Here is a 25,938-nt window from a genome sequence, read left to right as displayed (position 1 = left end):
CACGCGTGCGCCGCCAGGGACTCGAACCCCGGACCCGCTGATTAAGAGTCAGCTGCTCTAACCAACTGAGCTAGCGGCGCCTGCTGACGTCGTAGACATTAGCACCCTGGTCGCGGTGAGGAGAAATCGACGGCCGGCCGGTGCTCCGGGCGGCCCCCACGGCCGCCCACAGCAGCACCTCCGGGCCCGGCAACCAGGGGTGCCGGCCGTCCGGGGCGACCAGCCAGCGAGTCGCGCCGGGGGCGTCGTCGCAGCTCAGGGGCGTCAGCGGGGGCACGGTCACGGCGTCGCCCGGGCCGTGGCACAGCAGCGGCGGCACCTCCCGCGCCCGCCGGGTGCCCCACTCCTCCCAGGCCAGCAGGGACGGCAGCCGCTGGGCGGTGCCGGGGGCGGCGAAGAACAGCGTGCGGCCCCGGAACACCGCGACCGGGCCCGACCGCGAGCCCGCGCCCCACAGCCGGTCCAGCATGCGGCGCCCGAACACCACCGGGGCGCTGACCACGTCGAAGACGGTGCCGCAGGGCAGGACCACGGGGGCGTCCGGGCGTTCCTGCCACAGGGCGAGCGTGCTGCGCGGGTGGGTTCCCGCCGAGGCGAGCCAGGCGACGGCGCCGGAGCTGTCACAGGTCACGTTCGGGGCACTGGTCGTCATGACACCCAGATGTACAGCCCGTCAGCGAGCGGCTGCGCTGAGTTGCGGAAAACCGGGACAGGACGGCCGGGGAGGAGTATCTTGCCCACCCGGCATATGCCCCTGGCGGTCGGGGAGCGGCCGCCGTGCCGCGCGCTACAGCGGATCGGCCGATGTCCGCCCCTCGCCCTCCCCGCGCATCAGGTCCCGCCCGAACTCGACCATCTTCTTGGCATAGTCCTCGGTCCACTCCGCCCGCTCGGCGATGTCCGCCGGGGTCAGCCGGTCGAACCGGCGCGGGTCGGCGAGCTGGGCCGCCGCGACGGCCTGGAACTCCACGGCCCGGTCGGCCGCCGCGCGGAACGCCTGGGTCAGCTCCGTCGCCCGGGACAGCAGCTGCCGCGGGTCCTCGATCGACTCCAGGTCGAAGAAGTGCTCGGGGTCCGAGGCCGCCTCCGCGGGCTCGAAGAGCAGGGGCGCGGGGCGTAGCCGCGGTTCGCTGCGACGCGGCGTGGGCTCCGCCATGTCTTGTCTCCTCCTCGTACGGTTCGCCGGCACCGCCTTCGGGTGGGCCACCGTCCATTGTCCCGCGCCCGCGCAAGGGGCCGGCCCGACGAGGAGGCCCCCGGACTACACCTGCACGAGCGGCTCCCGGGTGAACAGGCTGCCCAGCGTCGGCGCGTTCACCCGGCGGTCCGCCAGCCGCAGCGCCTCCCAGACCGCGACCTGGCTGGCGGTGAGGACCGGCTTGGCCAGCGCCTCCTCCAGCGGGCCGAGGTGGGCGGCGGTGTGCAGGGCCGTGTCCGGCAGCAGGACGGCCTGGGCGTCGGGGGTGTCCGCCGCGCGCGCCAGGGCGAGCACCTCCTCCTGCCCCCAGCCGGCGACCTCGGCCGGGGCGGCGGCGGCCGGGGAACGCGGGCCGGTGACCTCCAGGCCGCCGGCCCGCAGGAAGTCGGCGAACAGGGCGGTGACGTCCTCGGGGTAGGCGGCGGCGACGGCGACCCGTCGTACGCCCAGCTCGCGGGCCGCGTGGACGAAGCCGAAGGAGGTGGAGGAGGCGGGCATCCCGGCCAGCCGGGCCAGGGTGCGCACCTGCTCCTGGGCGCCCGCCCAGCCGTGCGCGAAGCCGCCGCCGGCGCTGGCCCACACCACCGTCTCGGCCCCGGTCAGCCGCAGCGCCTCCACGCCCTCGGCGAACCGCTCGGCGGTGCCCAGCGCGCGCAGCGCCGCCACCTCGCGGGTGTCCTCGCCGGGGTCGGTGTGGATCAGGTCCACCCGGATGTCGCTGCCCAGGAGCTGCTCGATGCGTGGATAGTCGTCCTCGGCACGGTGGCCCGGGTAGAGGAATCCGAGTGCGGTCATGTCCAGCCTTCCTGATGGTGGTCCGGCGGTACGGGCCGTCCCCGGGCAGGCGTGCCCGGCGGGCCCATGGCTCGGGTACCCCGTCGGCGCGGCACCGCGCCTTCGGGCCCGCCGCCGTGTTGACGACGCCGGGCCCGGGTGCGAGCGTGGTCGGTCCGTGCACGGTCCACGCAGGTCAGACCTTCGGGAGCCGCCCCGCATGACACCGTTACCGCCCACCGTGCTGGTCCTCGACGCCGATCCGCCGCCCCGGCTCGGCCGCCTCACCGGACGCGCCCGGATCGTGCGCACGGACGAGGCGCACCTGGCCGAGCGGCTGCCCGCCGCGGATGTCCTGCTGGTGTGGGACTTCACCTCGCACGCGGTGCGCGAGGCGTGGCCGGGGGACGGTCCCCGGCCGCGCTGGGTGCACACGGCGAGCGCGGGCGTGGACCATCTGATGTGCCCGGAGCTGGCCGCGTCGGACACGGTGGTGACCAACGCGCGCGGGATCTTCGAGCAGCCGGTGGCCGAGTACGTGGCGGCCCTGGTGCTGGCGGTCGCCAAGGACCTGCCGCGCACCCTGGCCCAGCAGCGGGAGCACACCTGGCGGCACCGGGAGACCCGGCGGGTGGCGGGCACGCACGCGTGCGTGGTGGGCTCGGGTCCCGCGGGCCGGGCGATCGTGCGGGCGCTGAAGGCCCTGGAGGTGAGGACGGCGCTGGTCGGGCGGGTGCCGCGGACCGGGATACACGGCCCGGACGACCTGGACCGGCTGATCGCCCGGGCGGACTGGGTGATAGCGGCGGCTCCGCTGACCGAGCGGACGTACCGCATGTTCGACACGCACCGGTTCGACGTGATGCAGCCCTCGGCGTTCTTCGTGAACGTCGGCCGGGGCGGCCTGGTGGACGAGGAGGCCCTGGTCCGGGCGCTGGAGCGGCGCTGGATCGCGGGCGCGGCGCTGGATGTGTTCGCCGCCGAACCGCTGCCGGCGGACAGCCCGTTGTGGGAGCTGCCGGGGCTGATCGTGTCCCCGCACATGAGCGGTGACACCTTCGGGTGGCGCGATCAACTCGGTGCGCAGTTCGTGGAGTTGTACGAGCGGTGGGCGGCGGGCAGATCTCTGCCGAACGTGGTCGACAAGACGCGCGGCTATGTGCCCGGTCACTGAGGGCCCCGCCACCGATCCCCTGGAGGGTGCATGCAGCTCACCGATCTGACCGCCGTCCGGCTCCTGGAGGGTTACCGCGCGGGCGAGTTCAGCCCGGTGGAGGTGACCGAGCAGGCGCTGGAGCGGGCCCGGCGGATCCAGCCGGAGGTGAACGCGTTCGTCCGGCTGATCGAGGAGGACGCGCTCGCCCGGGCCCGGGAGTCGGAGGCCCGCTGGCGGCGCGGTGAGCCGGCCGGACTGCTCGACGGGGTGCCGGTGACGGTCAAGGATCTCCTGCTGCTGCGCGGCCACCCCACCCTGCGCGGCAGCACCACCCTGTCCGAACAGGGGAGCTGGGACGAGGACGCGCCGCCGGTGGCCCGGCTGCGCGAGCACGGCGCGGTGTTCCTCGGCAAGACGACCACGCCCGAGTACGGCTGGAAGGCCGTCACCGACTCGCCGTTGACCGGGATCACCCGCAACCCCTACGACACCTCGCGCACCGCGGGCGGTTCCAGCGGGGGCGGCGCGGCGGCCGTGGCGCTGGGCGCGGGCCCGCTGTCGCTGGGCACGGACGGCGGCGGCAGCATCCGCGTCCCGGCCGCGTTCTGCGGCGTGTTCGGGCTGAAGCCGACGTACGGCAGGGTGCCGCTGTATCCGGCGAGCCCGTTCGGCACGCTGTCGCACACCGGGCCGATGACGCGGGACGCGGCCGACGCGGCCCTGCTGCTCGATGTGATCGGCACGCCCGACGCGCGGGACTGGTCGGCGCTGCCGCCCGCGCCGGGCTCGTTCACCGGGGCGCTGGCGGCGGGCGTGCGGGGGCTGCGGGTGGCGTACTCGCCGTCGCTGGGCGGTCAGGTGGCGGTCCGGCCGGCGGTGGCGGCGGCGGTACGCCGGGCGGTGGCCCGCCTCGCCGGTCTGGGCGCGTACGTCGAGGAGACCGACCCCGACCTCAGCGACCCGGTGGACGCCTTCCACACCCTGTGGTTCACCGGGGCGGCCCGGGCGACCCAGGACCTGTCGCCGCACCGGCGGGGGCTGCTGGACCCGGGGCTGCGGGAGATCTGCGCGCTGGGCGCCCGGACGAGCGCGCTGGAGTACCTGGCCGCGGTGGACGTCCGCGCGCGGCTCGGGCGGCGGATGGGCCGGTTCCACGAGCGCTACGACCTGCTGGTGACGCCGACGGTGCCGGTCACGGCGTTCGCGGCGGGCCGGGAGGTCCCGGAGGGCTCCGCGCACCGCCGCTGGACGGGGTGGACGCCGTTCACGTACCCCTTCAACCTGACCCAGCAGCCGGCGGCGAGCGTGCCGGTGGGCACGGACGGGGACGGTCTGCCGGTCGGGATGCAGATCGTCGCGGCCCGGCACCGGGACGATCTGGTGCTGCGGGCCGCGCACGCGCTGTACGAGGCCGGGGCGGTGGCGCCGGTCGCCGCCCCCGTGGTCTGACCCCCGCCCGGACGGCCCGGCGGGCTGTCGGAACGGGGCACGGCACCCGGTCCGGGCGGGACGGTGACGAATCGCCCGGCCGGAAAAACCAGGGTGCATAGCCGGATTGCGTCTGGGTAGCCGCGCCGCCATGGCTGCACCACGTGGGAACGAGGCACACACCATACGGCCGGAACGCAGACGCACACGGCGTTCCGTACTGGCGGGACTCGCGGCGTTCGGCGCGCTGGGCGCGGCGGGCTGCACGCGGGTGGCGTCGGCGTCCGGGGAGGGCGGCGGCGACCTGCTGGAGCGGCTGCGCGCCCAGGGCGTCGTACGGCTCGGGATCGCCGGCGAGGTCCCCTTCGGGTACATCGACCGGGACGGCAGGCTCACCGGCGAGGCGCCCGAACTGGCCAGGGCCATCTTCAAACGGCTCGGGGTGGACCGGGTGCAGCCGGTGCCGACCGAGTTCGGCTCGCTGATCCCGGGGCTGAACGCCCAGCAGTTCGACGTGGTGGCCGCCGGGATGTACGTCACCCCGGACCGCTGCGAGCAGGTCATCTTCGCGGACCCCGACTACCAGATGCCGGACGCGTTCATCGTCCGCAAGGGCAATCCGCTGGGGCTGCGCACCTACGCGGACGCGCTGCGCCGGCACGCGAAGATCGCCACCGGGACCGGGTACGCGCAGATCCAGCACGCCGTGGAGGCGGGCTTCAAGGAGAACGACCTGGTCATCGTTCCGGACCAGGTGGCCGGGCTGAACGCCGTGGAGTCCGGGCGGGTCGACCTCTTCACGGCCACGGCGGTCACCGCGCGGATGGTCGCGCGGGGCTCCGCCAAGGCCGAGTCGACCAAGCCGTTCGTCGCGCTCGTGGACGGCAAACCCAAGGCGGACGGGGGCGCGTTCGCCTTCCGGCCGACCGAGACCCGGCTGCGGGACGCCTTCAACGCCGAGCTGCACAAGCTGCGCCGCAGCGGGGAGCTGTACCGGATCCTGCGGCCCTTCGGCTTCACCGAGGCGGAGATGACGACCATGACCGCGAAGGAGCTGTGTCGCCGATGACCGCGGGACTGTGGGAAATCGTCCTCCAAGGGGTCGGCGTCACCCTCCAGTTGCTGGTGTACAGCGCGCTGCTGGCCGCCGCGATGTCCTTCGTCGCCGGTGCCGCGCGCACCCACCGCTCGCGGCTGGTCCGCTTCGTCGCCGGCCTGTACACCGAGGTGTTCCGCGGCATCTCGGCACTGGTGATGATCTTCTGGGTGTTCTTCGTGCTGCCGGTCGCCTTCGGCTGGCAGCTGGTGCCGATGTGGGCGGGCACGCTCGCGCTGGGCCTGACCTACGGCGCGTACGGCTCCGAGATCGTGCGCGGCGCGCTGGCGGCGGTGGATCCGGCGCAGCGCGAGGGCGGGATCGCGCTCGGCTTCACGCCCTGGCAGCGGCTGCGGCTGATCCTGCTGCCGCAGGCGGTGCCGGAGATGATCCCGTCCTTCTCCAACCTGCTGATCGAGCTGCTCAAGGGCACCGCGCTGGTGTCCATCACGGGCATGGGCGACCTGGCGTTCAGCGGCAACCTGGTCCGGCTCGCCCTGCAGCAGAGCGCCCAGATCTACGCGTACCTGCTGCTGATCTATTTCGTGATCGCGTTCCTGCTGACCCGCGGGATGCGCGGTCTGGAGCGCCGGCTGAAGGCGGAGGTGGCCCGATGACCTGGGACTGGGGAGCGGTCGCCGACTTCCTGCCGTACTTCGGCAAGGGGCTGGTCGTCACGCTGGAGGCGCTGGCCCTGGGGTCGCTGATCTCGTTCGCGCTGGGACTGGTGTGGACGCTGCTGATGCGGGCGCCGACCCGGTGGGTGCGCTGGCCGGTGGGGGTCTTCACGGAGTTCGTCCGGGACACCCCGCTGCTGGTGCAGCTGTTCTTCCTGTTCTACGTGCTGCCCGAGGCGGGGGTGACCCTGTCCCCGCTGACCACCGGGGTCCTCGGGCTCGGGCTGCACTACTCGACGTACACGATGCAGGTCTACCGGGCCGGCATCGAGGCGGTGCCGGCGGGTCAGTGGGAGGCCGCGACGGCGCTGAGCCTGCCGGTGCGGCGCACCTGGACGGCGGTGGTGCTGCCGCAGGCGGTGCGCCGGGTGGTGCCGCCGCTCGGCAACTACGTCATCGCGATGCTGAAGGACACGCCGATGCTGATGACGATCGGCGTGCTGGAGATGCTGGGCCGGGCGCGGCTCGTCTCCCAGCAGCACTTCCAGTTCACCGAGCCGCTGACGGTGATCGGGATCGCCTTCGTCGTCGTGTCGTACCTGGCCTCCCTTCTTCTGCGCACCCTGGAGCGTCGCCTTGTCCGTTGAGACCCGCAAGCAGCCGGCCGCGACCGGCACCCTGCCGACCGAGCTGATCCGCATCGAGGGGGTGACCAAGCGGTTCGGGGAGAACACCGTGCTGGACGGGCTGGACCTGTCCGTGGACGCGGGCCGGCACGTCACCCTGATCGGGCCGTCCGGCTCCGGCAAGACCACGATCCTCAGACTGCTGATGACCCTCGCCGAGCCGGACGAGGGCACCATCACGGTGGCCGGGCAGCGGCTGTTCCCGGCGCCGGAGAAGCAGGTCCGGGAGGTCCGCAAGAAGATCGGGATGGTGTTCCAGCAGTTCAACCTGTTCCCGAACATGTCGGTGCTGCGCAACATCACCGAGGCGCCGGTCCGGGTGCTCGGCCTGTCGAAGGACGAGGCGGAGGCGCGGGCGCGGGAGCTGCTGGACCTGGTGGGCCTGGCCGACAAGTGCGACATGAAGCCGACCCGGCTGTCCGGCGGGCAGCAGCAGCGGGTGGCGATCGCCCGGGCGCTGGCGATGCGGCCCCAGGTGCTGCTGCTGGACGAGGTGACCTCCGCGCTCGACCCGGAGCTGGTCGCGGGCGTGCTCGACCTGCTGCGGGACATCGCGCGCAGCACCGACATCACGATGCTGTGCGTCACCCACGAGATGGGGTTCGCCCGGGACATCTCCGACCAGGTGCTGATGTTCGACGCGGGCCGGGTCATCGAGGCCGGCCCGCCGGAGAAGATCTTCGGCGATCCGGAGCGGGAGCGGACCAGGGAGTTCATCAGCGCGGTGCTGTGAGCGCGGGGTCCGCCGACGAGGACCGGTACATGCCTTTGGCATATGCCAGTGGATCTCACCGCCGGTGGGGGCGGGCACCCGATGGGCTTCTTCTCGCCGACACCCTCTTCCCGGGGGTCCCCGCGCGGCTATCGTGGACACGATCCGACCCGGATCGCGGCCGAGGGGGACCCATGAGTTTCAAGCCGACCGCCCCGTACCACTGCGCCCAGGAAGCCCTGCGCGTGCTGGAGACCGTCTCCGGCCAGCCGGCCGGTGTCACCGCCGCCGAGCTGGCCCGCCGCACCGGCCTGGGCCCCGGGCGGCTCACCGGCCTGCTGCGGATGCTGCGCCGCGAGGGCTACGTCCAGGAGATCGCCGACGGCGCGTACGTCACCGGCGAGACCCTGCGCCGGCTCGGCTCGGCGCACGACCGGGAGCGGGCCCTGCGCGACAACCTCCAGCAGAACCTGGACCGGCTGCGCGACTCGGTCGGCGCGGCCGTCTACCTCAGCCGGTACGTGGACGGCGAGGTCCGGGTCACCCAGTACGCCGCCGGGCCGGCCACCCCGGCGGTCAACGAGTGGGTGGACTTCCGTTACTCCGCCCACGCCACGGCCGTCGGCAAGAGCCTGCTGACCCAGCTGGACGCGAACGCCCGCCGCGACCACCTGGCCCGGCACAAGATGGCCCGGCTCACCTCGCGCACGATCACCAGCGACAAGCTGCTGCTGTCCCGGCTGGAGGCCCAGCCGCCGTCGGCGCCCGTGCTCGACCTCCAGGAGTACGCGGTCGGCACGGTCTGCGCCGCGGTACCGGTCACCGCGGGTTCCACGGTCGGCTGCCTGGCCCTGTCGCTGCCGGTGCGCGACGCCCACCGGCTGAAGCGGGCCGCGGACGCCCTGAACCGCAACGCGGCGCCGGTGCTGCTCTCGCTGGCGATCTAGGGCCGCCCGGGGTGGTCACGAGCACCCCTCGGGACCAGGTAGTATTTTCTTCGTCGCCGGCCGCGGGAAGGAAAATCCCGAGGCAGGCGGGAGTCACGCGCCGCTAGCTCAGTTGGTTAGAGCAGCTGACTCTTAATCAGCGGGTCCGGGGTTCGAGTCCCTGGCGGCGCACCTGGGAAAGACCCCCTCGCCTCGGCGAGGGGGTCTTTCGTTTCGCCTCAGAAGCTGACGTCCGAGCAGGCGTAGAACGCGTTGCCCGTGTCGGCGATCGTCCACACCGAGACGATGACGTGGTGCCCGCTCAGGCCGGACGGCAGGGTGCCGCTGTGGCTGAGCGTGGACGGCGGCTGCTGGCCGCCGTAGGGCACCGTCAGGAACGGCGTGAGGTTGAGGTCGGAGCGGGCGAGGTTGTGGCTCTGGTTCCAGCCCGGCTTGGTGATGTAGTACTTGAAGTCCGTCGTGGCGTGCCTGGCGGTGAACTGCCAGCGGAAGCCGTACGACTGGCCGCCCGTCACCTTGGTGGTCGGCCAGGCCGCGCCGGACGGCGTCCTCGGCGCGCTGAGCTGGGCGAACTGCCCCAGCCCGGCGTTGCAGATCTGGCCGTCGGCGGGACCGCCGGCCGGGAAGCCCTTGGGGCCCTCGACGCTCTGCGGCTCCCACTGGATCGAGCCGCAGTTGGTCACGGTGCCGTTCTGACAGAGCTTCTGCCTGCTGATGGGGAGGTCGGTGTAGCCGTGGCCGCTGGCACCGCCGGTGGAGAGCGCGAACGCTCCGGCGGTCACCGCGCCCAGTACGACCGCGGACAACTTGGTCTTGGTGCGCATGCTGCCGCTCCTGGGGAACGTGGGGAGTTCAGGGAGTTCGGTGCGCCGTGCAGGTAGGTCTAGACCAAGTCTCAGATTATTGCCGTTAGTTGAACATGTCCATACCAATCGGCTAAGTGTTCGTCCCGCCGCTACACCGGCTCCCCGCGCCCCGAGCAGAACGCCACGGTCAGGTCCCGGACCAGCACCTTGCGGTCGTAGTCGTCCAGGTCGACCAGACCGCGCGTGGTCAGCCGGGTCACCGTGTCCTCCACCGAGTCCACCACCGAGCCCAGCAGGCTGGCCCGCTGCCGGGCGTCCAGCGCGGCGATCCGGCGCCGGTGCACCGCGGCGGCCACCTCGGGGGCGTAGTCCACCCGGACCGGCTGCACCGAGAACACCTCCACCCCCACCGGCGCGGTCTCCTCCGCCACCAGCCGGGTCAGCGCGTCCCCGGCCGCCGTGGTCCCGCCCCGCGCGCCGCCCGCCGGCTCCACCGGCACCCGGGCCAGCGCCGCCTCCACGCACTCGCTCAGATACGTCTCGTGGTCGTCGATGCCGAGCAGGGCCCGCGCGGTGTCCCGTACCCGCCACACCACCAGCACCACCACCCGCAGCGCCATCCCGTCCGGATCCACCGCCGGCATCGCCTCGCTGCGCCAGTGCCGCAGCCGCACGTCCACCCGGCGGCGCGGCAGCAGCGGATTCACCCACAGCAGCCCGGTGCGCCGGACCGTCCCCCGGTACCGCCCGAACAGCCCCAGCACCCAGGCCCGCCCGGCCCGCCCCCGGGCCAGCCCGCCGAACCCGGCCGCGCCCAGCAGCCCGGACCCGGCGTACGCGGCCCAGTGGGCGAGGCCGAGCCCGGAACCGGTGCCCGCCGGCAGTCCGAGCGCCCGGCCCGCCGGCGGCGGCAGCAGCCCCGACCACCAGGTGGTGATCAGCGCGCCGGTGAGCCCGCAGGCCCCCGCGAGCAGCCCGGCCGCCCCGGGCAGCACCCGCGCCGGGCGCTCCGTCAGCTCCGGGTCGGTCTCCGGCAGCGGCCGGCGGCGCACCGGCACCGGGCGGCCGGGCCGGGGCCGCTCGCCGGTGTCCTGGCGGCGGCCCACCAGCGCCGGTGCGAGCGGCACCCGCACCGGGTCGGGGCCGTCCCGGAAGAGCAGGTGGACGGGGATCTCGGTGGTCGCCTCGTTCTGGATCAGCCGGGCCGGCCGGACACCGGCACCGGGGGCGGTACCGTCCGACTGCCCCTCGGACTCGGGCGGGGTGTGGGATGTGGTCGTACTCATGCGTGCTCCAGCCTCCGCGCCAGACGCGTCATGAACAGGGGATGGACGAGAACGTGCCCGGCCGGCGACCCGGGAGCGGGGAGCGGGGAAGGCGGTCCGGGAAGAGGGGAAAGAAGAGGGGGAGAACAGAGGGCCTAGGCGAACAGGCGGCGCCAGGTCTCCGGCCCCGGATGACCGTCCGCCGCGCCTCCCCGCCAGCCCTGGGCCCGCTGGAACGCCTCGACGGCCCTGCGGTCGGCCTCGCTCCAGCGCGGGCCCGGGCCGTGGGCGTAGAACCGGCCGTACCCCTTGCGCACGAGTTGGGTGCCGAGCCGGGTGACGTGGTCGTTGACCGCGCCGGGCCGGAAGAAGGAGGCGCCCGGATAGGGCACCTCCTTCTTCGCGCCGCCGGCCGCCTGGGCACCGGCCGCGCCCTGGGGCAGGCCCTTGTAGCGGTAGGGGACGTACTTGCCGGAGTTGCTCCAGTAGGCGTAGGGAGTGGTCTGGCGGCGGGCGTGCGGGGGCGTCTGCTCGTAGGCCGTGTACGAGGTGTGCTTGTCGTCCGTCCAGCCGCCGAAGATCACTACGTGGGAGCCCTTCTCGGGGTTGTCGGGGTTGTGGAACAGCAGGATGTCGCCCGGTTCCAGCTCCGCCTTGGTGATCTTCACGCCGAACTGGCCGAGGCTGCCGGTCCACTCGTTGTTCGGCAGGCCCCAGGCCATGGAGACGTAGCCCGAGCAGTCCTGCCGGTAGCCGTCGGACCAGAAGGCCGTCATGCTGTACGGCACCTTGGCGTCCACCCAGGTCTTGGCCCGTTTGATGATGTCGGCGCGGGTGGTGGCCGGGATCGGCTCGGCGGGGGTCTTCTCGGGGCCGCCCGGTCTGCCGTACAGCGGGGCCCAGGGGCCCTGCGGGGTGGCGAACTCCTCGTCGCCGGGCTGTGCCGCGCGGTGCGGGGCCTGGCCGGGGGCGGCGACGGCGACGGCCGGGGGGAGCGCGCCGAGGGCGGCGGAGGCGGCGGCCACGACCACGGCGGCGCGGACCGCCGGGCGGGAGCGGCCGGGACGGGGACGGGAGGAGCCGGTCCGGGAGAGCCGGCAACCGGGGCAGAGGCAGTCGCTCGCGGGGTCGACTTCCTCGAACGTCGGAGCGGTCATGCGATCTGCCTCACATTCTGGGGGGATGTGTCCGCGAGTGCGCACGTTGATCAGTTTCCCAACCGCCTTGGAATCGCGCATTCTGACGGTCCGAATGATGTACGCGGGCCCTCCGGGCGGGGGTACGGGCCACCCCGGAGGCGGTCCGGAGCACCCCTGGGATTCAGGTAGAGTTTTCTCTGTCAGCAGGCGCCGCTAGCTCAGTTGGTTAGAGCAGCTGACTCTTAATCAGCGGGTCCGGGGTTCGAGTCCCTGGCGGCGCACCGACGGAAAAGCCCCTCGCCTCGGCGGGGGGCTTTTCGTCTGCCCGGGGTGCGGACGGGCGGTTACGCTCTGGCCATGGCAGCCCGGGACCTTCAGGAGCGGATCAAGAAGCTGATCGTGGACCGGCGGCTGCCCTCGGGCGCCCCGCTGCCCACCGAGCCGGAGCTGATGCGGCTGCTGGGGGCGAGCCGGAACTCGGTGCGGGAGGCCCTGAAGGCGCTCCAGGCGATGGGCATCGTGGAGATCCGGCACGGCTTCGGGACGTACGTCGGCTCCATGTCGTTCGCGCCGATGATCGAGGGCCTGGCCTTCCGGACCGTGGCCGGGCACTACCGGGGCGAGGACTCCCTGCTCCAGCTGCTGGAGCTGCGCGAGGCCGTGGAGACAGGACTGGTGTCGCGGCTGGCCGGACGGCTGGAGGAGGCGGACCTGGCCGAGCTGGACGCGCTCGTGGACCGGATGGAGCGGGAGGCCGCCGAGGGCACCGGGCTGGCCGGGACCGACCGCGCCTTCCACGCCACGCTGTACCGGGGCCTGGACAACGTGCTGCTCGGCGAGGTGCTGGAGGCGTTCTGGGAGGCCTTCCACCGGGTGCGGCGCGACCTGGCCGCCGCACCGCAGGACCCCCGGGTCACCTGCCGCCAGCACCGGGAGATCGTGGACGCGGTGCGCTCCGGGGACTCCCTGCGGGCCGAGCGCGCCATAAGGGACCACTTCGGCAACCTGCGCGCCCGCCTGTCCCACACGCCCACGGCCGCCCCCTGACCGCTCACCCCGACACGCCCGTCAGGTACGAGGAGACGACCACGTTCGCCGTGTAGCTGCCGTCGGTCCGGTCGAAGGTGCCCCCGCAGGTGATCAGGCGCAGCTCGGCGCGGCCGGGCCGGCGGGGGCCGTACGCCTGGTGGGCGTCGAAGCCGTCGCGGGGCAGGACGCGGATGTCGTCCACGGTGAACTCGGCGACCTTGCCGTCCGCGCGGACCACCCGGACGGTGTGGCCCGGTTTGAGGGTGCTCAGCCGGTAGAAGACGGCCGGCCGGGTCGTGGTGTCGACATGGCCCACCAGCAGGGCCGCCCCGGCCGCGCCGGGCTTCGGGCCGGCGCCGTACCAGCCGACCACGCCCGGCTGGTCGTAGGGCGGCGGGTCGATCGCGCCCCGGGCGTCCAGGCCGCGGGTCACCACCGGGGCCGTCACGCCCAGGGCGGGGATGTCGACGCGCTGGGGCACCGCGTCGGCCAGCGGCCGGGCAGCGCCGGGCAGCCGGGCGGGGTCGCCGGCGCGGCCCGCGGCGAAGACGTCGCCCGTGGCGGCGCCGTCCGCGTCGTGTGTCACGCCGGTCACCTCGCGCCCCCACAGCCACAGTCCGCACAGCAGCAGCCCCCAGGTCAGGGCGGTGACCAGCCACCCGGCGGCGCCGCCGCGCCCCTGCTCGCCGGACACGGGCGGTCAGCGGGAGGAGCGGGTGCGGCGGGCGCGCAGTCCGACGGCGAGCGCGGCGAGGCCGGCCAGCGCCAAGCCGGTCACCGCCTGGCCGGTGTCGGGGCCGGAGCCGCTGGTGGCGACGGTGGCGAAGTGCGCGGTGCCGCCGCCGCCCGCGGGGACCGGGGCGATCGGGGAGGCGGCGGCGGTGGCCGGGGCGACGGGCGCGGCGGGGCGGGCGCCGTCCGGCCCGCCGACCGTGAGGCTGCCGGTGATCACCCGGTCGCCGCAGACGGTCTTCACGGTGTAGGCGCCCGGCTGCAGGTCGGAGCGGACCCGGGTCTCGCCGGTCAGGGCGCCCCCGCCGCCGGTCAGGCGGGCGTCGGAGACGAAGGCGGCCGAGGCGGCGCTGCCCTGGCCGCCCGCGCAGCCCTCGGTGCGCACGGTGAGGTCGGCGCCGGGCGCCGGGGAGGCGGGGGTCACGGCGACCGTGCCGCCGCCGCCCGCCGCGTGGGCCGCGGGGGCGGCCACGGTGACCGCGGCGGCGAGGATTCCGGTACAGACAGTGAGGCGTAGTGAGCCCATCGTGAACCTCCAGTTATCTGGAGACTCCCCCGCACCAGGGGCCTCCGCATCCTCGGAAGGCGCCCAACTGCTCCGAACGGGTGATACCGGGTTTCGGCCGGGCGGGACCCGCCGCCGGAACGGCCCGGGTCACATCGCTCAGACCAGGTCGACCAGGTCCGCGATGGAGTCGACCACCTGGGACGGGCGGAACGGGTAGCGGTCGATGTCGGCGGGCTGGGTGACGCCGGTCATCACCAGGAAGGTGCGCATCCCGGCCTCCAGGCCCGCGAGGACGTCGGTGTCCATCCGGTCCCCGATCATCGCCGAGGTCTCGGAGTGCGCGCCGACCGCGTTCAGCCCGGCCCGCATCATCAGCGGGTTGGGCTTGCCCACGAAGTACGGCTTCTTGCCGGTGGCGGCGGTGATCAGCGCGGCGACCGAGCCGGTGGCGGGCAGGTCGCCCTCGGTGGAGGGGCCGACGTTGTCGGGGTTGGTGGCGATGAACCGGGCGCCGTTGTTGATCAGCCGGACGGCCTTGGTCAGCGCCTCGAAGGAGTAGGTGCGGGTCTCGCCGAGGATCACGAAGTCGGGTTCGTGGTCGGTGAGGATGTAGCCGATGTCGTGCAGGGCGGTGGTCAGGCCCGCCTCGCCGATGACATAGGCGCTGCCGCCGGGCCGCTGGTCGTTCAGGAACTGCGCGGTGGCCAGCGCCGACGTCCAGATGTTCTCCACCGGCACGTCCAGGCCCATCCGGCGCAGCCGGGCGTGCAGGTCGCGGGCGGTGTAGATGGAGTTGTTGGTGAGCACCAGGAAGGGCCGGCCCGACTCGCGCAGCTTCTTCAGGAAGGCGTCGGCGCCGGGAATGGGCACGCCCTCGTGGATCAGGACGCCGTCCATGTCGGTGAGCCACGACTCGATGGGCTTGCGGTCTGCCATGTGCTGCGTCTCCTGGCCTGCGTGCGTACGGAAAACGGGGGGCGCCGGAACCACGGCGTACCGACGCCCCCAGCCTAGTCAGGACATGCCGATCCGGACCCCGTCGATCACCCAGTACCAGTTGTTGCCGCCGGTGTAACGGAACCGGACCTGGGCACTGGTGGCGCCCGCCGGGACCTGGAGGGTGACGGTCTCGGTGCGCGAGGGCACGTCGGCGGTGTACGTCCGCACGCTCACCGGGGTGCCGCCGTCGTAGGAGACGAGGACCTCGCCCTTCTGCGGGGACTCGTGCCGGTAGTAGGTGGTGTACGTCAGCACGGCCGTGCCGCCGCCGGTGACCGGGTAGGCGGGGCTGACCAGGGTGGAGTCGAAGGTGCCGGTGGAGGACTTGTCGGTCCACTCGTCGCCGTCGGCGACCGCGAAGACGTTCCGGGCGCGGATGTTGGACTCGCGGCTCTGGTCGCGCTGGGCCTGGGTCCAGAACTCGTCGGTGGTGAAGGACCAGCCGCGCCACTCGGTGACCCCGCCGCCGCCCATCGCCGAGTTGTCGACGGACCAGCCGGACGGCGGGGTGTGGGTGAAGCCCACGAGGGCCGCCGGGATGCCGGTCTCGTCCACGCGCGCCGCCAGCGAGCCGCGCAGGGCGTCGAAGTCGTCCGGGGCGGGCTGCTGGACGGGCCGGCCGTCCAGCCCCCACGCGGGGTCGAGGGGGATGCCGAGGTGGGCGAGGGCGGAGACGGCGACGTCCGGCATCTTCACGTCGTGGCGCACCGATCCGGGCGCGAGCGCGGAACCGGTGGCGATGAGGAACGTCTGCCGCTCCTGGAGGGTGGAGCCGCCGTGGCCGCCGGCGTCGGTGTGGCCGTGGTCGGCGGTGACCATGATCAGCCAGTCCTCGGCGGCGTACGACGGCCGGGCCTTGACCGCGGCCACCATCTCCCCCACCTGGGCGTCGGCGGTGTGGACGGCGTCCAGGTAGCGCTGGGAGGCGGCGCCGTAGGTGTGGCCGGCGTGGTCGATGTTGTCCAGGTGGACGAAGACCGCGTCCGGATCCGCGTCCCGCAGCCGGGCGACCGCGCGGGAGGTGGTGCCGGTGTCGTACTCGGCGCTCGGGGTGGAGACGCGGGTGTCGACCTTCGCGGAGAGCACCGTGTCGGTCAGCGGCGTCCAGGAGGCGACGGCGTACGTGGACAGGGCGGGCTTCGCGGTCTCGGCGCGGGTGAGGAAGTCCGGGTACTGGGTGAACCGGGCGCCGGTGAAGGCGTTGTCCTTCACGTTGTGCTTGTCGGGCCAGACACCGGTGAGGATGGTCGACCAGCCGGGGCCGGAGAGGGTCGGGGCGAGCGGGTTGGCGTAGATGCTGCTGGGAGCGGTGAGCCCGGCCGCCATCAGGGCGTCCAGGTGCGGCGCGTCGGCGTCCTTGATCCGGCTGAGCAGGGCGCCGTCCAGGCCGATGACGAGCACCTTCGGGGTGCGGGCCGCGGCCCGGGCGACGGCGGTGAACGACCCGGCGGTCGCGGCCGCCGCGGCGGCGGACAGGAGGAGGGAGCGACGGGAGAGGTGGGGCACGGGGTCCTCCGGGGGGAGAGGGGCGGACGTGCGTACGGGCATGGCGACGCCCCCGGTGGTGCCAGGGGCGTGTGGTCTCGCGGTGCGGGGCTGTCTACGGCCGCGCGGCGGAGAAATCAACTGCCGGTCGCGGACTTCCAGTCCTCGACGTAGGCGCTGAGGTTCTTCTCGATGTCGTTCCAGTCGGGTTCGAAGACCTCCACGCCGTCCATCAGCCGGGTCAGCGCGACGGCGTTGGCGTCGGTGGCCTTGACGTCTTGGCGGGCGGTGAAGCCGCCGCCGATCGCGCTGACCTCCTCCTGCTGCTTGCGGGCGAGCATGAAGTCGAGCAGCTTCTTGCCGTTGGCGCTGTGCGGGGCCTTGGTGACCAGGCCGGCCGCGTACGGCAGGGCGAACGTGGTGGGCTTGCCGTCGGCGCCGGCCGGGAACCAGATGCCGAGGTTCGGCATGGTCTTGGCCTGGGCGTAGTTCATCTGCACATCGCCGTTGGCGACGAGGAGTTCGCCCTTGTCCACCTTGGGGGCGAGCTTGCCGGTGGAGGCGGACGGGCCGACGTTGTTGGCCTGGAGTCGCTTCAGGAAGGCGAGGCCCTGCTCCTTGCCGCCGAAGTCGTGGAACGCCTTGATGAGGACGGCCGTTCCGTCGCCGGCGACGCCCGGGGTGGAGTACTGGAGCTTGTTCTTGTAGCGGGCGCCGAGCAGTTCGTCCCAGGTCTTGGGGGGCTGCTTCAGCTCCTTCTTGTTGTAGACGAACCCGAAGTAATTGGTGACGACCGAGGTCCAGGTGGAGTCGGCGGCCTTGTCGGCGCCCGCGACCTGGTCGGCGCCGGCCGGGGCGTACTTCTGCAGCAGGCCCTTGCCGGCGGCCTGCTGGATGAACGGCGGCAGGGTGACCAGCACGTCGGCCTGCGGGTTGCTCCGCTCGCGGACGGCGCGCTGCACCATCTCGCCGGAGCCGCCCTCGACGTACTTCACCTTGATGCCGGTCTGCTTCTGGAAGTCCTTGAACACCTGGTCGTACCAGCCGTCGCCGTTCTCGCCCTTGAGGCCGTCGGCGCTGTAGACGGTGACGACCTTGGCGTCCGAGGCGGCGGAGGAGCCGCAGGCGGACAGCGCGGGCGCGGCGAGCAGGGCGAGGGCCACGGCGAGCGGGACGCGGTTTCTGGGCATGGCGGGGCGGTCTCCTGGCGAGGTGACGGGGGCGGTCCGGGGAGGGGTCAGCGGTAGGAGGCCCGGGTGCGGACCCGGGAGACGGCGAACAGGACGAGCAGGGTCGCGGCCATCAGGACCACGGCGACGGCCGACCCGGTGAACAGGGCGCCCCGGTCGGTGGCCGCGTAGATCAGCACGGGCAGCGGGGTCCAGTCCGGCGGGTAGAGCATCATCGTGGCGCTCAGCTCGCCCATGGACAGGGCGAAGCACAGTCCGGCGGCGGCGGTCAGCGAGGGCAGCAGCAGCGGCAGCCGCACCCGGAACAGGATGTAGGCGGGCCGGGCGCCGAGGGAGGCGGCGGCCTGTTCGTAGGCCGGGTCCAGGCGGGTCAGGGCGGCCGACACCGACTGGTGGGCGAAGGCGGTGACCAGCACGGTGTGGGCGGTGATCACGATCCACCGGGTGCCGTTGAGCAGCAGCGGCGGCTGGGAGAACGCCACCAGCACCGCGAGGCCCACCACCACCGACGGCACGGCGACCGGCAGCACGAACAGGGCGTCCAGCACCCGGCGGTGGCGCTTCCTCAGGGCGGCCCCGGCCAGCGCGGCCCAGGTGCCGGCGGTCAGCGCGAGCAGGCTGGCGGTGACCGCCGTGACCAGGCTGGTGGTGAGCGCCTGGAGGGCCTCGCCGCGGGTGGCGGAGCGGTAGTGGTCCAGGGTGGGGCCGGAGGGCAGGGTGCCGGACCAGTGGGTGGCGAAGGAGGCGCCCAGGATGACCAGCAACGGCAGCGCGAACAGCGGCAGGAACAGGACGAGGAACACCGCCCACACGGCCCACCTGGCCTTGCGGCTATGCACCAGCACGACGGCTCACCACCCGGTACAGGCCGTACAGGCCCACGGAGATCAGGACGTTGACGACGGCGACCGCGCAGGCGCCCGGGTAGTCGGACTCCAGGATCGCCTTGCCGTAGACGAGCATCGGCAGGGTGGTGACCCCCTTCGCGCCGGTGAACAGCACGATCCCGAACTCGTTCAGGCACAGCACCAGGACCAGGCTGCCGCCGGCCGCGAGCGCGGGCAGCGCCTCGGGCAGGATCACCTGCCGGACGATGCGGGGCGCCCGCGCGCCCAGCGAACCGGCCGCCTCCAGCTGGGCGGTGTCGAGCTGCGCGAACGCGGCGAGCAGCGGGCGCATCACGAACGGCGTGAAGTAGGTGACCTCCGCCAGCAGCACGCCCCAGGGCGTGGTGAGGAACTGGAAGGAGCCGAGGACGCCCGTACCGCCGTAGAGGAACAGCAGCGCCAGCGTGATCAGGAAGGACGGGAAGGACAGGTACACGTCGATGAACCGGGCCACCGACCTCGCCCCGGGGAACGGCACGAACGCGATGACCAGCGCCAGCAGGAACCCCAGGACCAGGCAGCCGGCGGTGGCGGCCAGCGCCAGCCACACGGTGGTCCACAGCGCGTGCCGGAACGCCTCGGAGCCGAAGACGTCGGCGTACGCCTGGAGGGAGGTGCCGCCGGTGTCGGGCCGCAGGGACTGGCGGACGACGAGGGCGAGGGGGTAGAGGAAGAAGAGGGCGAGGGCGGCTACTGGAGGAAGGGCCCAGACCAGTGCCCCGAAGGGGCGCGGGGAACTGCGTGCCCGGCCACCGGCCACCGGCGGATTCTCGACGACCTCAGCCATGGCTGACTCCCGCGGGCAGCAGCACCCCGTCGTCGGGCGCGAAGTGCAGGTCCACGGTGTCGCCGAGGGCGGGCGGAGCCTTCAGTTCCCGCACGTCCGCCATCACCGTGTGCCCGTCGACCTCGACGTACAGCCGGTGCGTGGCGCCGCGCCACTGGATCTCCCGTACGGTGCCCGGGAGCCGGTTGGGTCCCTCGCCCAGCCCGACCAGGTGCGGCCGTACGCAGAGCGTGGCGCGGGCGCCCACGGCGGCCCCGGCCGTGTCGAGCTTCAGCTCGGTGCCCCCGAGGGACACGCCGCCGGCCGTCACGGTCACCGGGACCAGGTTGGCGCCGCCCACGAAGGACGCGGTGAACGCGTCGGTGGGCGCCCGGTACAGCTCCCTCGGCGTGCCGCACGCCCGCAGCCGGGCCGAGTCCATCACCGCGATCCGGTCGGCCAGGGTCAGCGCCTCGACCTGGTCGTGGGTGACGTACAGCATCGACACGTCGGGCAGCTCGCGGTGCAGCCGGGCGAGTTCGGCGAGCATGCCGGAGCGCAGCCGGGCGTCGAGCGCGGACAGCGGCTCGTCCAGGAGCAGCACGCGGGGCCGGATGGCGAGCGCGCGGGCGATCGCGACGCGCTGCTGCTGCCCGCCGGACAGCTCGCGCGGGTGCCGTCGGGCGTAGCCGGCCATGCCGGTCAGCTCCAGCGCCTCGGCGACCCGCTGCCGGATCTCGCCCTTGGGGGTGCGGCGGGCCTTGAGCCCGAAGGCCACGTTCTCGTCCACGCGCAGGTGCGGGAAGAGGGCGTAGCTCTGCACGACCATGCCGATGCCGCGCCGGTACGGCGGGAGGTCCGTCACGTCCTCGCCGCCGAGGTACACCCGCCCGGACGCGGGCCGCACGAATCCGGCGACCGCCCGCAGCGCGGTGGTCTTGCCGGATCCGGACGGCCCGAGGAGCGCCATGACCTCGCCGGGCTCGACGGTCAGGTCGAGGGAGTCGAGGACGACGTTGCCGTCATAGGCGACCGTGACGGAGTCGAAGCGGATGCCCATGTCAGCGGTCTCCGGCGAGCAGGCCGGGCAGGCCGGCGACGGAGTCGAGGACATGGGTGGCGCCGGCGGCGGTGAACTCGGCGTCGCCGTGCGCGCCGGTGCGCACGCCGGCGACCAGCCCGGCCCCGGCGCGTACGCCGCTGAGCACGTCGTACGACGTGTCGCCGGCCACCGCGACCTGCCGTACGTCGTCGGCCGCCTTGGTGCGGACGAACGCCTCCAGCACCATGTCCGGGTACGGCCGCCCGCGCCCGCCGGCGTCGGCCGGGCACAGCGTGAGCGGCACCAGGCCGCGCCAGCCGAGGGCGTCCAGGATGGCGTCCTGGGTGACCCGGGCGAAGCCGGTGGTGAGCACGACGGTACGGCCGGCCTCGGTCAGTTCCTCGATGGCCTCGCGGGCGCCGGGGACCGGCGCGATCAGGCCCTGGTCGACCAGGTCGCCGTACGCCTTCTCGAAGGCGGTGTTGGCGCGCCGGGCGCGGTCCTCGTCGCCGAAGAGGTGACGGAAGACGGAGATCTTGGACTCGCCCATGGTGGCGCGGACGTAGGCCAGGTGCTCGGCGTGCTCGGCGGAGCCGGGCTCGACGCCCAGCTCGGCGGCGGCAGCGGCGAAGGCGCGCTCGACCAGGCCGCCGTCGGCGACGGTGGTGCCGGCCATGTCGAGGACGACGAGGCGGATGCCGGGGCCGGCCGGGGTGTTCGGGGTGACGGGGGTCATGGGGGTGTTCACCAGCCCAGTTCGTTCGCGGTGGTCTCGGCTATCGCGGGGGCGCAGGTCATGCCGCGCCCGCCGGGCCCGGTGACCAGCCACACCCCCTCGTGCACCTGCTGGCGGTGGACGACCTTGCCGGGGTCGGTGCACTGCGCGTACACGCCCGCCCAGCGGTGGCGCACGCGCGGCAGTGGCCGGCCGAGGAGGGACTCCACGACGCCGGTGAGGTGCTCGTAGGGCTCCTCGACGGTGTCGAAGGCGAAGGGGTGCTCGTACTCGTGGGTGTCGCCGATGGTCAGGCCGCCGTCGGCGCGCTGCACCATGAGCAGCTGCATCTTGTGCTCTGCGGCGATCCGCGGCTGCGGCTGCCGGGCGTTCAGCTCGTCCAGCGCCGCCGAGGCGTACGCCGGGTAGTAGCGGAAGCTGTCGGCGTCGGCGACGGAGGTGGTCAGGGCTTCGCCGAGCGGGTCGGTCTGCATCATCTGGAGGCGGACGCGGCGCACCGGGAGGTCCGGGCCGGCCAGTTCGCGGACGAGTCCGCCGAGCCAGGCACCGGTGCACAGCACGACGGCGTCGGCGTGGTGGGTGTCCCCGTGGTCGTCGCGGACGGTCCCGGCGCCGGTCACGTCGCGCACCTCCCGGCCGGGCAGGAAGGTGTAGTTCGGGGACTTCAGCAGCTCCGCGCGCAGGGCGAGCTGGGCGGTGCGGGGCTCCACGGCCGCGTCCCGCTCGCAGTACAGGGCGGCGGTGAAGTCGCCGCGCAGGGCGGGGTTCAGGGCGCGGGCCTCGCCGGGGGTGAGCAGCTTGTAGCCGCGGGTGGCGGCGTCCGCCCGGGCCACGGCCGCCTCGGCGACGGCGAGTTCGAGCGGGCCGCGGACCGGGGTGAGGGAGCCGTTGGGGCGGAAGCCCAGCGCCGGGACCCGGCCGCCGATCCCCTCCCACAGCTCCCGCGCCCGCAGGGCGGCTGCCAGCTCTTCTCCACCCGCGCGCCCGCTGACCCAGATCTGCCCGAAGTTGCGCAGCGAGGCGCCGCGCGCCTCGGCCTCGCGCTCGATCTGGACGACCTGGTGGCCGCGTTCCACTGCGTGCCAGGCGTGCATGGTGCCCACCACGCCTGCTCCGACGACTGTCACTCTCACGGCGGCAACGCTCCTCGCGATTCGGGAACCGGAGACATCCGGCTGACAACGAGAGCGTGAACGAGCCATCACGTTTGGGCTAGACCCGTTATCTTTTTGTGACATCCGGGCGGGTGCCGCCGGTGTCCCTCAGCCCTGGAGGTGGGTGGTGAAGGAGAAGCGGTCGCCGCGGTACAGCGACCGCACCCGCTCCAGCGGGCGGCCCTCGGTGTCCCGGGAGATCCGGTGGATCAGCAGCATGGGCAGGGCGGGCGGGGTGCCGATGAGGAGGGCCTCGCGGGGGGTGGCCAGGACGGTCTCGATGCGCTCGTCCGCGTCGCCGAAGGAGATGCCCTGGGCGGCGAGGTAGCCGTAGAAGGAGGAGTCCGGGTGGAAGTCCGTGTCCAGCCGAGGCACCCGCGCGACGGCGACGTACGTGCTCTCCAGGCCCACCCGCTCGTCGTCGGCGAGCAGCACGCGCTCCAGGTGCCAGACGGGCTCGCCGCGGCCGATCCCGGTCTCGGCGGCGAGCGGGTCCGGGCACGGGAACCGGTCGAGGGTGACGAGGGTACGGCCGGGGGTGCGCCCCTGCCGGCGCACCCCCTCGGTGTAGCTGGCCAGCGACAGCGGCTGGGCCAGCTTGGGTCCGGCGACCACGGTGCCCCGGCCCCGGCGCCGCAGCCGGCCCTCCAGCACCAGGTCCCGTACGGCCTGCCGCACGGTCTCGCGGGCCACGTCGTACCGCTCGGCGAGATCCCGCTCGGTGGGGATGACGCCGCCCTCCCCCAGTTCCTCCAGCAGCGCGGCGATCCGCGCCTTCACCGCGTAGTACTTGGGGATGCGCCCGTGCTCGGGGATGCCGGAGCGGACGGGGGCGCCGGGGGCCTGGTCGTTGGGGTAGTCCACGGGGGGATCGTCGCAGACGGGGTCGGTGGCGCAGGGGGTGGGGAGGGGCGCGGGCGGGGGCGGGGCGGTCAGCGGCGGGCGCGGAGCAGGAGGCAGGCGCCGGTGGCGGCGGCGAGCAGGGTGAGCAGGGGGACGAGGACGGTCGTGAGCGGGGTGCGGGCGGCCTGAGGGGAGGACCGGGGGGCCGGGGAAGGGGCCGGGGCGGGGGTGCCGGGCGGGCGCAGGGCGTGGGCTTCGCGGGCCTCCCGTGCGGGGTCGGTGTCCGCCGGCTCCTCCTCGGTGCCGCCGTCCCCGTCCTCGGTGACCGAGAAGCGGTAGGCGCCGGACTCCCCGACCCAGTCGCCGTCCCCGCCCCGCCGCTGCACGACGGCGGCGTTCGCGGTGACCCGGCCGGCCACGGCGTCCGGGGCGAGCGAGAACCGGACCCGTACGGCGACGGTCCGGCCGGGCGGCACGGTGAACCCGGCGAATCCGGTGCCGTCCAGCACGCCGACCAGTTCCCGGGCGTCGGTGGCCTCGAAGGCGACGCGGTGGGCGCGGGGGCCGTCGTAGAAGTCCAGGCGGGGGTGGTCCGGCCGCAGCGCGCGTTCGTCGTCGACGAGGACCACGACCGGGTGGACGCCGGCGCAGGTCCGCCCGGTGGTGTTGGTGAGGTCGATGTACCAGGTACGGGGCCGGGCGCCGGCCTCGTACGACGCGGGACCGCCGCGGATGCGGGTGGCCAGCGGGAACGTGTGGGCGTCGGCGGCGGCGCAGGAGGGGGGCGCGGGGGCGGTACGGGTGTGGGCGGCGGACGGTGGCACGGGGAGGACGACGGCCGTGGCCGCGGCCGCGGCCACGGCGAGGCGGCGGGGCAGGGGCGTGCGCAGTCGCATGAACACATGACCCTGCCGGGCGGGGCGGGGCCGACGGCGCCGCCATGCCGGGGCCTGGGGAAGGTCCCCTCCACCGGCGGACACCGGATGCCAGCCGGCGGCCGGCCGGTTGTCGACTGCGGGCCCGTCGTGGCCGATCGCGCAGTTCCCCGCGCCCCTGAGGGAGCCACGGCCACCCCCGGTCGAACACGCGACGGCGTCACCCACAGCGCCGTGGGGCCACCCACCGGTCGCCAAGCCGCGGGCCCGTCGTAGCCGATCGCGCAGTTCCCCGCGCCCCTGAAGGAGCCACGGCCACCCCCGGCCGAACACGCAACGGCGTCACCCACAGCGCCGTAGGGCCACCCACCGGTCGCCAAGCCGCGGGCCCGTCGTAGCCGATCGCGCAGTTCCCCGCGCCCCTGAAGGAGCCACGGCCACCCCCGGCCGAACACGCAACGGCGTCACCCACAGCGCCGTAGGGCCACCCACCGGTCGCCAAGCCGCGGGCCCGTCGTGGCCGGTCGCGCAGTTCCCCGCGCCCCTGAGGGAGCCACGGCCACCCCGGGTCGAACACGCAACGGCGTCGAACACGCAACGCCCCGGGCCCCCGCCGGTCGTCGCGCCGCAGGTCCTCCGTGGTCGGTCGCGCGGTTCCCCGCGCCCCTTCGGGGGCGCTTCCCCGTCAGGCGTCGCCCCGTCCGAACAGGGGGGCCAGCAGCAGTTGGGCGGCTCCCTCTGCTACCAGGCGTTCCGCTCGGGGGGCGGCCCGTACGGGGACGTCCTCGTCGGCTCCCTCGCGTCGGGCGCGGGCGGCCAGTACCTCGCCGACGCCCCGTACGTACGCCTCGGGCGCCCCGGCGACCGTGCGTCCACCGAGCAGCACCCCGTCGATGTCCAGCAGCCCGACCAGGTTCCCGGCCGCCACGCCGAGTACCCGGGCCGCCTCCGCGATCTCGCCCCGGGCCGCCGCGCCCAGGCACAGTGCCTCCACGCAGCCCCGGTCGCCGCACTCGCACGGCGGCCCGTCCAGCTGGATCACCTGGTGGCCGAACTCCCCCGCCCCGGTGCGCGCCCCGCGGTGCACGCCGCCGTCGATGACCAGCCCGGCGCCGAGCCCCGTACCGAGGTGCAGGTACGCGAACGACCGGCCCACCACCTCCTGCGCGCCGCCGACCGCCAGCCCGAGCGCCGCCGCGTTGGTGTCCTTGTCGACCACCACCGGCACCCCCAGCCGCCGCGCGAGCGCGTCCCGCAGCGGGAAGCCGTCCCACTCGGGGAACCCGGTGACCCGGTGCAGCACCCCACGCGCATGGTCCAGGGGGCCGGGCAGCGCCACCCCCGCCCCGACCAGCGAACCGACCCCGGCGAGGCCCTCACCGCCCGTACCGCCTTCACCGGGCAGGTCCTCCACGACCTCGCGCACCGCCGCGCACACCGCTCCCAGCACGGCCTCGGCACCCGCCCCCAGGTCCAGTTCCGCGCGCCGCTCGGCCACCACGGCCCCGTCCAGTTCGACGAGCACGGCCCGCAGTTCGTCGCGGTCCAGATGCACCCCGACGGCGTGCCCCGCCTCCGGTACCAGCCGCAGTACGGTGCGAGGCTTGCCCCCGGTCGACGCCCGCCGCCCGGCCTCCGTGGCGAACCCCTCCGCCCGCAGCCGCGCGGTGATCTTGCTGACGGCCTGCGGGGTCAGCCCGGTGCGCTCGGCCAGCTCCAGCCGGCTGATGCCCTCGGCCCCCGCGTCCCGCAGCAGCCCCAGCACCAGCGCCGCGTTGTGGCTGCGCACCAGCCCGAGATTCGCCCCCGCAACGCCCTTGTCCCCCGTCATCCCCGCCCTCGGCTCGCTCCTCTTCACGCCCCCATTC

27 protein-coding genes and 3 tRNA genes are annotated in these 25,938 nt (G+C 74.0%); 10 read left to right on the top strand and 20 right to left on the bottom strand.

The window, feature by feature from the left end:
* Positions 1–6: 6 nt before the first annotated feature.
* From ACSURM_RS23155 to ACSURM_RS23140, 4 genes are all read right to left on the bottom strand, one after another.
* Positions 7–80 (bottom strand) — tRNA-Lys (locus ACSURM_RS23155).
* Positions 71–652, bottom strand: coding sequence for a bifunctional DNA primase/polymerase (locus tag ACSURM_RS23150; protein ID WP_436957594.1), 582 nt, complete (start codon positions 650–652; stop codon positions 71–73). Before ACSURM_RS23150 ends, ACSURM_RS23155 begins: the two co-directional genes overlap by 10 nt.
* Positions 653–787: 135 nt before the next feature.
* Positions 788–1,156: a hypothetical protein gene (locus ACSURM_RS23145; protein WP_436957593.1), complete on the bottom strand. Its 369-nt coding sequence runs from the start codon at positions 1,154–1,156 to the stop codon at positions 788–790.
* A 105-nt stretch (positions 1,157–1,261) separates the two neighbouring features.
* The gene (locus ACSURM_RS23140; RefSeq protein ID WP_436957592.1) at positions 1,262–1,993 is read right to left on the bottom strand and encodes a maleate cis-trans isomerase family protein; all 732 of its coding nucleotides are present in this window, start codon (positions 1,991–1,993) and stop codon (positions 1,262–1,264) included.
* Positions 1,994–2,192: 199 nt separating this feature from the next.
* On the opposite strand from ACSURM_RS23140, the gene ACSURM_RS23135 reads away from it, so the two are divergent.
* From ACSURM_RS23135 to ACSURM_RS23100, 8 genes are all read left to right on the top strand, one after another.
* Complete coding sequence (locus ACSURM_RS23135) at positions 2,193–3,146, top strand: D-2-hydroxyacid dehydrogenase (RefSeq protein ID WP_436957591.1); 954 nt, start codon at positions 2,193–2,195, stop codon at positions 3,144–3,146.
* Positions 3,147–3,176: 30 nt separating this feature from the next.
* The gene (locus ACSURM_RS23130) at positions 3,177–4,577 is read left to right on the top strand and encodes an amidase (protein WP_436957589.1); all 1,401 of its coding nucleotides are present in this window, start codon (positions 3,177–3,179) and stop codon (positions 4,575–4,577) included.
* Positions 4,578–4,707: 130 nt separating this feature from the next.
* Positions 4,708–5,625 (top strand): ectoine/hydroxyectoine ABC transporter substrate-binding protein EhuB, encoded by a 918-nt coding sequence (gene ehuB / locus ACSURM_RS23125; protein WP_289972139.1) that lies wholly within the window; start codon positions 4,708–4,710, stop codon positions 5,623–5,625.
* On the top strand, positions 5,622–6,269 hold the full coding sequence (gene ehuC, locus ACSURM_RS23120; protein ID WP_436957587.1) for an ectoine/hydroxyectoine ABC transporter permease subunit EhuC: 648 nt from the start codon (positions 5,622–5,624) through the stop codon (positions 6,267–6,269). Before ehuB ends, ehuC begins: the two co-directional genes overlap by 4 nt.
* Entirely contained in the window at positions 6,266–6,916 is a 651-nt protein-coding gene (gene ehuD, locus ACSURM_RS23115; protein WP_189754162.1) for an ectoine/hydroxyectoine ABC transporter permease subunit EhuD, read from the top strand. Before ehuC ends, ehuD begins: the two co-directional genes overlap by 4 nt.
* A complete protein-coding gene (gene ehuA, locus ACSURM_RS23110) occupies positions 6,906–7,688 on the top strand; it encodes an ectoine/hydroxyectoine ABC transporter ATP-binding protein EhuA (RefSeq protein WP_436957586.1) in 783 nt (260 codons plus the stop codon). The genes ehuD and ehuA overlap by 11 nt, the downstream gene beginning before the upstream one ends.
* A gap of 173 nt (positions 7,689–7,861) precedes the next feature.
* Positions 7,862–8,614 (top strand): IclR family transcriptional regulator, encoded by a 753-nt coding sequence (locus ACSURM_RS23105; RefSeq protein ID WP_436957585.1) that lies wholly within the window; start codon positions 7,862–7,864, stop codon positions 8,612–8,614.
* A gap of 97 nt (positions 8,615–8,711) precedes the next feature.
* Positions 8,712–8,785, top strand: a tRNA-Lys gene (locus ACSURM_RS23100).
* Positions 8,786–8,832: 47 nt separating this feature from the next.
* On the opposite strand, the gene ACSURM_RS23095 is transcribed toward ACSURM_RS23100, so the two are convergent.
* The 3 genes from ACSURM_RS23095 to ACSURM_RS23085 all read right to left on the bottom strand — a co-directional run bounded on the left by ACSURM_RS23095 (position 8,833) and on the right by ACSURM_RS23085 (position 11,842).
* On the bottom strand, positions 8,833–9,438 hold the full coding sequence (locus ACSURM_RS23095) for a lytic polysaccharide monooxygenase auxiliary activity family 9 protein (RefSeq protein ID WP_436957583.1): 606 nt from the start codon (positions 9,436–9,438) through the stop codon (positions 8,833–8,835).
* Between the two features lie 131 nt (positions 9,439–9,569).
* Positions 9,570–10,706 carry an SPFH domain-containing protein gene (locus tag ACSURM_RS23090; RefSeq protein WP_436957581.1) on the bottom strand — a complete coding sequence of 379 codons (1,137 nt, stop codon included), beginning with the start codon at positions 10,704–10,706 and terminating at the stop codon, positions 9,570–9,572.
* 134 nt (positions 10,707–10,840) lie between these two features.
* On the bottom strand, positions 10,841–11,842 hold the full coding sequence (locus ACSURM_RS23085; RefSeq protein WP_436957580.1) for a peptidoglycan-binding protein: 1,002 nt from the start codon (positions 11,840–11,842) through the stop codon (positions 10,841–10,843).
* A gap of 189 nt (positions 11,843–12,031) precedes the next feature.
* Between ACSURM_RS23085 and ACSURM_RS23080 the strand changes: the two genes are divergently transcribed.
* A tRNA-Lys gene (locus tag ACSURM_RS23080) sits at positions 12,032–12,105 on the top strand.
* A 76-nt stretch (positions 12,106–12,181) separates the two neighbouring features.
* Positions 12,182–12,871, top strand: a complete 690-nt coding sequence (locus ACSURM_RS23075; RefSeq protein WP_436957578.1) for a FadR/GntR family transcriptional regulator — start codon at positions 12,182–12,184, stop codon at positions 12,869–12,871.
* Positions 12,872–12,875: 4 nt separating this feature from the next.
* On the opposite strand, the gene ACSURM_RS23070 is transcribed toward ACSURM_RS23075, so the two are convergent.
* From ACSURM_RS23070 to ACSURM_RS23010, 13 genes are all read right to left on the bottom strand, one after another.
* Complete coding sequence (locus ACSURM_RS23070) at positions 12,876–13,547, bottom strand: class F sortase (protein WP_436957577.1); 672 nt, start codon at positions 13,545–13,547, stop codon at positions 12,876–12,878.
* 6 nt (positions 13,548–13,553) lie between these two features.
* Positions 13,554–14,111 (bottom strand): hypothetical protein, encoded by a 558-nt coding sequence (locus ACSURM_RS23065; protein ID WP_436957575.1) that lies wholly within the window; start codon positions 14,109–14,111, stop codon positions 13,554–13,556.
* 138 nt (positions 14,112–14,249) lie between these two features.
* Positions 14,250–15,029: an HAD-IIA family hydrolase gene (locus ACSURM_RS23060; RefSeq protein WP_189754171.1), complete on the bottom strand. Its 780-nt coding sequence runs from the start codon at positions 15,027–15,029 to the stop codon at positions 14,250–14,252.
* Between the two features lie 78 nt (positions 15,030–15,107).
* Positions 15,108–16,640, bottom strand: a complete 1,533-nt coding sequence (locus ACSURM_RS23055; RefSeq protein WP_436957573.1) for an alkaline phosphatase family protein — start codon at positions 16,638–16,640, stop codon at positions 15,108–15,110.
* A 74-nt stretch (positions 16,641–16,714) separates the two neighbouring features.
* Positions 16,715–17,767, bottom strand: coding sequence for a 2-aminoethylphosphonate ABC transporter substrate-binding protein (locus tag ACSURM_RS23050; protein WP_436957571.1), 1,053 nt, complete (start codon positions 17,765–17,767; stop codon positions 16,715–16,717).
* Positions 17,768–17,814: 47 nt separating this feature from the next.
* On the bottom strand, positions 17,815–18,612 hold the full coding sequence (locus ACSURM_RS23045) for an ABC transporter permease (protein WP_436957570.1): 798 nt from the start codon (positions 18,610–18,612) through the stop codon (positions 17,815–17,817).
* Positions 18,599–19,441 (bottom strand): 2-aminoethylphosphonate ABC transporter permease subunit, encoded by an 843-nt coding sequence (locus ACSURM_RS23040; RefSeq protein ID WP_436957569.1) that lies wholly within the window; start codon positions 19,439–19,441, stop codon positions 18,599–18,601. The genes ACSURM_RS23045 and ACSURM_RS23040 overlap by 14 nt, the downstream gene beginning before the upstream one ends.
* Positions 19,434–20,480, bottom strand: a complete 1,047-nt coding sequence (locus ACSURM_RS23035; protein WP_436957567.1) for an ABC transporter ATP-binding protein — start codon at positions 20,478–20,480, stop codon at positions 19,434–19,436. The genes ACSURM_RS23040 and ACSURM_RS23035 overlap by 8 nt, the downstream gene beginning before the upstream one ends.
* Position 20,481: 1 nt before the next feature.
* Positions 20,482–21,198: a phosphonatase-like hydrolase gene (locus ACSURM_RS23030; RefSeq protein ID WP_436961170.1), complete on the bottom strand. Its 717-nt coding sequence runs from the start codon at positions 21,196–21,198 to the stop codon at positions 20,482–20,484.
* Positions 21,199–21,206: 8 nt separating this feature from the next.
* A complete protein-coding gene (locus tag ACSURM_RS23025) occupies positions 21,207–22,331 on the bottom strand; it encodes a TIGR03364 family FAD-dependent oxidoreductase (RefSeq protein ID WP_436957565.1) in 1,125 nt (374 codons plus the stop codon).
* A gap of 129 nt (positions 22,332–22,460) precedes the next feature.
* On the bottom strand, positions 22,461–23,216 hold the full coding sequence (locus ACSURM_RS23020) for a GntR family transcriptional regulator (RefSeq protein ID WP_436957564.1): 756 nt from the start codon (positions 23,214–23,216) through the stop codon (positions 22,461–22,463).
* A gap of 68 nt (positions 23,217–23,284) precedes the next feature.
* Positions 23,285–24,091: a hypothetical protein gene (locus ACSURM_RS23015; RefSeq protein WP_436957563.1), complete on the bottom strand. Its 807-nt coding sequence runs from the start codon at positions 24,089–24,091 to the stop codon at positions 23,285–23,287.
* Positions 24,092–24,755: 664 nt separating this feature from the next.
* Positions 24,756–25,901, bottom strand: coding sequence for an ROK family transcriptional regulator (locus ACSURM_RS23010; protein WP_436961169.1), 1,146 nt, complete (start codon positions 25,899–25,901; stop codon positions 24,756–24,758).
* Between the last annotated feature and the right edge of the window lie 37 nt (positions 25,902–25,938).

The organism is Streptomyces sp. SudanB182_2057 (assembly GCF_964272715.1).
In the GTDB taxonomy this organism is placed as follows: domain Bacteria; phylum Actinomycetota; class Actinomycetes; order Streptomycetales; family Streptomycetaceae; genus Streptomyces; species Streptomyces rubradiris.
Note: the sequence above shows the minus strand (reverse complement) of the source record. Positions and strands in the feature narration are given on the sequence as shown.

What these genes read in the sequence shown, in the direction of transcription:
- ACSURM_RS23150 (WP_436957594.1), bottom strand. Translation starts at nt 652, where the DNA reads ATGACGACCAGTGCCCCGAACGTGACCTGTGACAGCTCCGGCGCCGTC.
- ACSURM_RS23145 (WP_436957593.1), bottom strand. Translation starts at nt 1,156, where the DNA reads ATGGCGGAGCCCACGCCGCGTCGCAGCGAACCGCGGCTACGCCCCGCG.
- ACSURM_RS23140 (WP_436957592.1), bottom strand. Translation starts at nt 1,993, where the DNA reads ATGACCGCACTCGGATTCCTCTACCCGGGCCACCGTGCCGAGGACGAC.
- ACSURM_RS23135 (WP_436957591.1), top strand. Translation starts at nt 2,193, where the DNA reads ATGACACCGTTACCGCCCACCGTGCTGGTCCTCGACGCCGATCCGCCG.
- ACSURM_RS23130 (WP_436957589.1), top strand. Translation starts at nt 3,177, where the DNA reads ATGCAGCTCACCGATCTGACCGCCGTCCGGCTCCTGGAGGGTTACCGC.
- ehuB (WP_289972139.1), top strand. Translation starts at nt 4,708, where the DNA reads ATGGCTGCACCACGTGGGAACGAGGCACACACCATACGGCCGGAACGC.
- ehuC (WP_436957587.1), top strand. Translation starts at nt 5,622, where the DNA reads ATGACCGCGGGACTGTGGGAAATCGTCCTCCAAGGGGTCGGCGTCACC.
- ehuD (WP_189754162.1), top strand. Translation starts at nt 6,266, where the DNA reads ATGACCTGGGACTGGGGAGCGGTCGCCGACTTCCTGCCGTACTTCGGC.
- ACSURM_RS23105 (WP_436957585.1), top strand. Translation starts at nt 7,862, where the DNA reads ATGAGTTTCAAGCCGACCGCCCCGTACCACTGCGCCCAGGAAGCCCTG.
- ACSURM_RS23095 (WP_436957583.1), bottom strand. Translation starts at nt 9,438, where the DNA reads ATGCGCACCAAGACCAAGTTGTCCGCGGTCGTACTGGGCGCGGTGACC.
- ACSURM_RS23090 (WP_436957581.1), bottom strand. Translation starts at nt 10,706, where the DNA reads ATGAGTACGACCACATCCCACACCCCGCCCGAGTCCGAGGGGCAGTCG.
- ACSURM_RS23085 (WP_436957580.1), bottom strand. Translation starts at nt 11,842, where the DNA reads ATGACCGCTCCGACGTTCGAGGAAGTCGACCCCGCGAGCGACTGCCTC.
- ACSURM_RS23075 (WP_436957578.1), top strand. Translation starts at nt 12,182, where the DNA reads ATGGCAGCCCGGGACCTTCAGGAGCGGATCAAGAAGCTGATCGTGGAC.
- ACSURM_RS23065 (WP_436957575.1), bottom strand. Translation starts at nt 14,111, where the DNA reads ATGGGCTCACTACGCCTCACTGTCTGTACCGGAATCCTCGCCGCCGCG.
- ACSURM_RS23060 (WP_189754171.1), bottom strand. Translation starts at nt 15,029, where the DNA reads ATGGCAGACCGCAAGCCCATCGAGTCGTGGCTCACCGACATGGACGGC.
- ACSURM_RS23055 (WP_436957573.1), bottom strand. Translation starts at nt 16,640, where the DNA reads ATGCCCGTACGCACGTCCGCCCCTCTCCCCCCGGAGGACCCCGTGCCC.
- ACSURM_RS23050 (WP_436957571.1), bottom strand. Translation starts at nt 17,767, where the DNA reads ATGCCCAGAAACCGCGTCCCGCTCGCCGTGGCCCTCGCCCTGCTCGCC.
- ACSURM_RS23040 (WP_436957569.1), bottom strand. Translation starts at nt 19,441, where the DNA reads ATGGCTGAGGTCGTCGAGAATCCGCCGGTGGCCGGTGGCCGGGCACGC.
- ACSURM_RS23035 (WP_436957567.1), bottom strand. Translation starts at nt 20,480, where the DNA reads ATGGGCATCCGCTTCGACTCCGTCACGGTCGCCTATGACGGCAACGTC.
- ACSURM_RS23030 (WP_436961170.1), bottom strand. Translation starts at nt 21,198, where the DNA reads ATGACCCCCGTCACCCCGAACACCCCGGCCGGCCCCGGCATCCGCCTC.
- ACSURM_RS23015 (WP_436957563.1), bottom strand. Translation starts at nt 24,091, where the DNA reads ATGCGACTGCGCACGCCCCTGCCCCGCCGCCTCGCCGTGGCCGCGGCC.
- ACSURM_RS23010 (WP_436961169.1), bottom strand. Translation starts at nt 25,901, where the DNA reads ATGACGGGGGACAAGGGCGTTGCGGGGGCGAATCTCGGGCTGGTGCGC.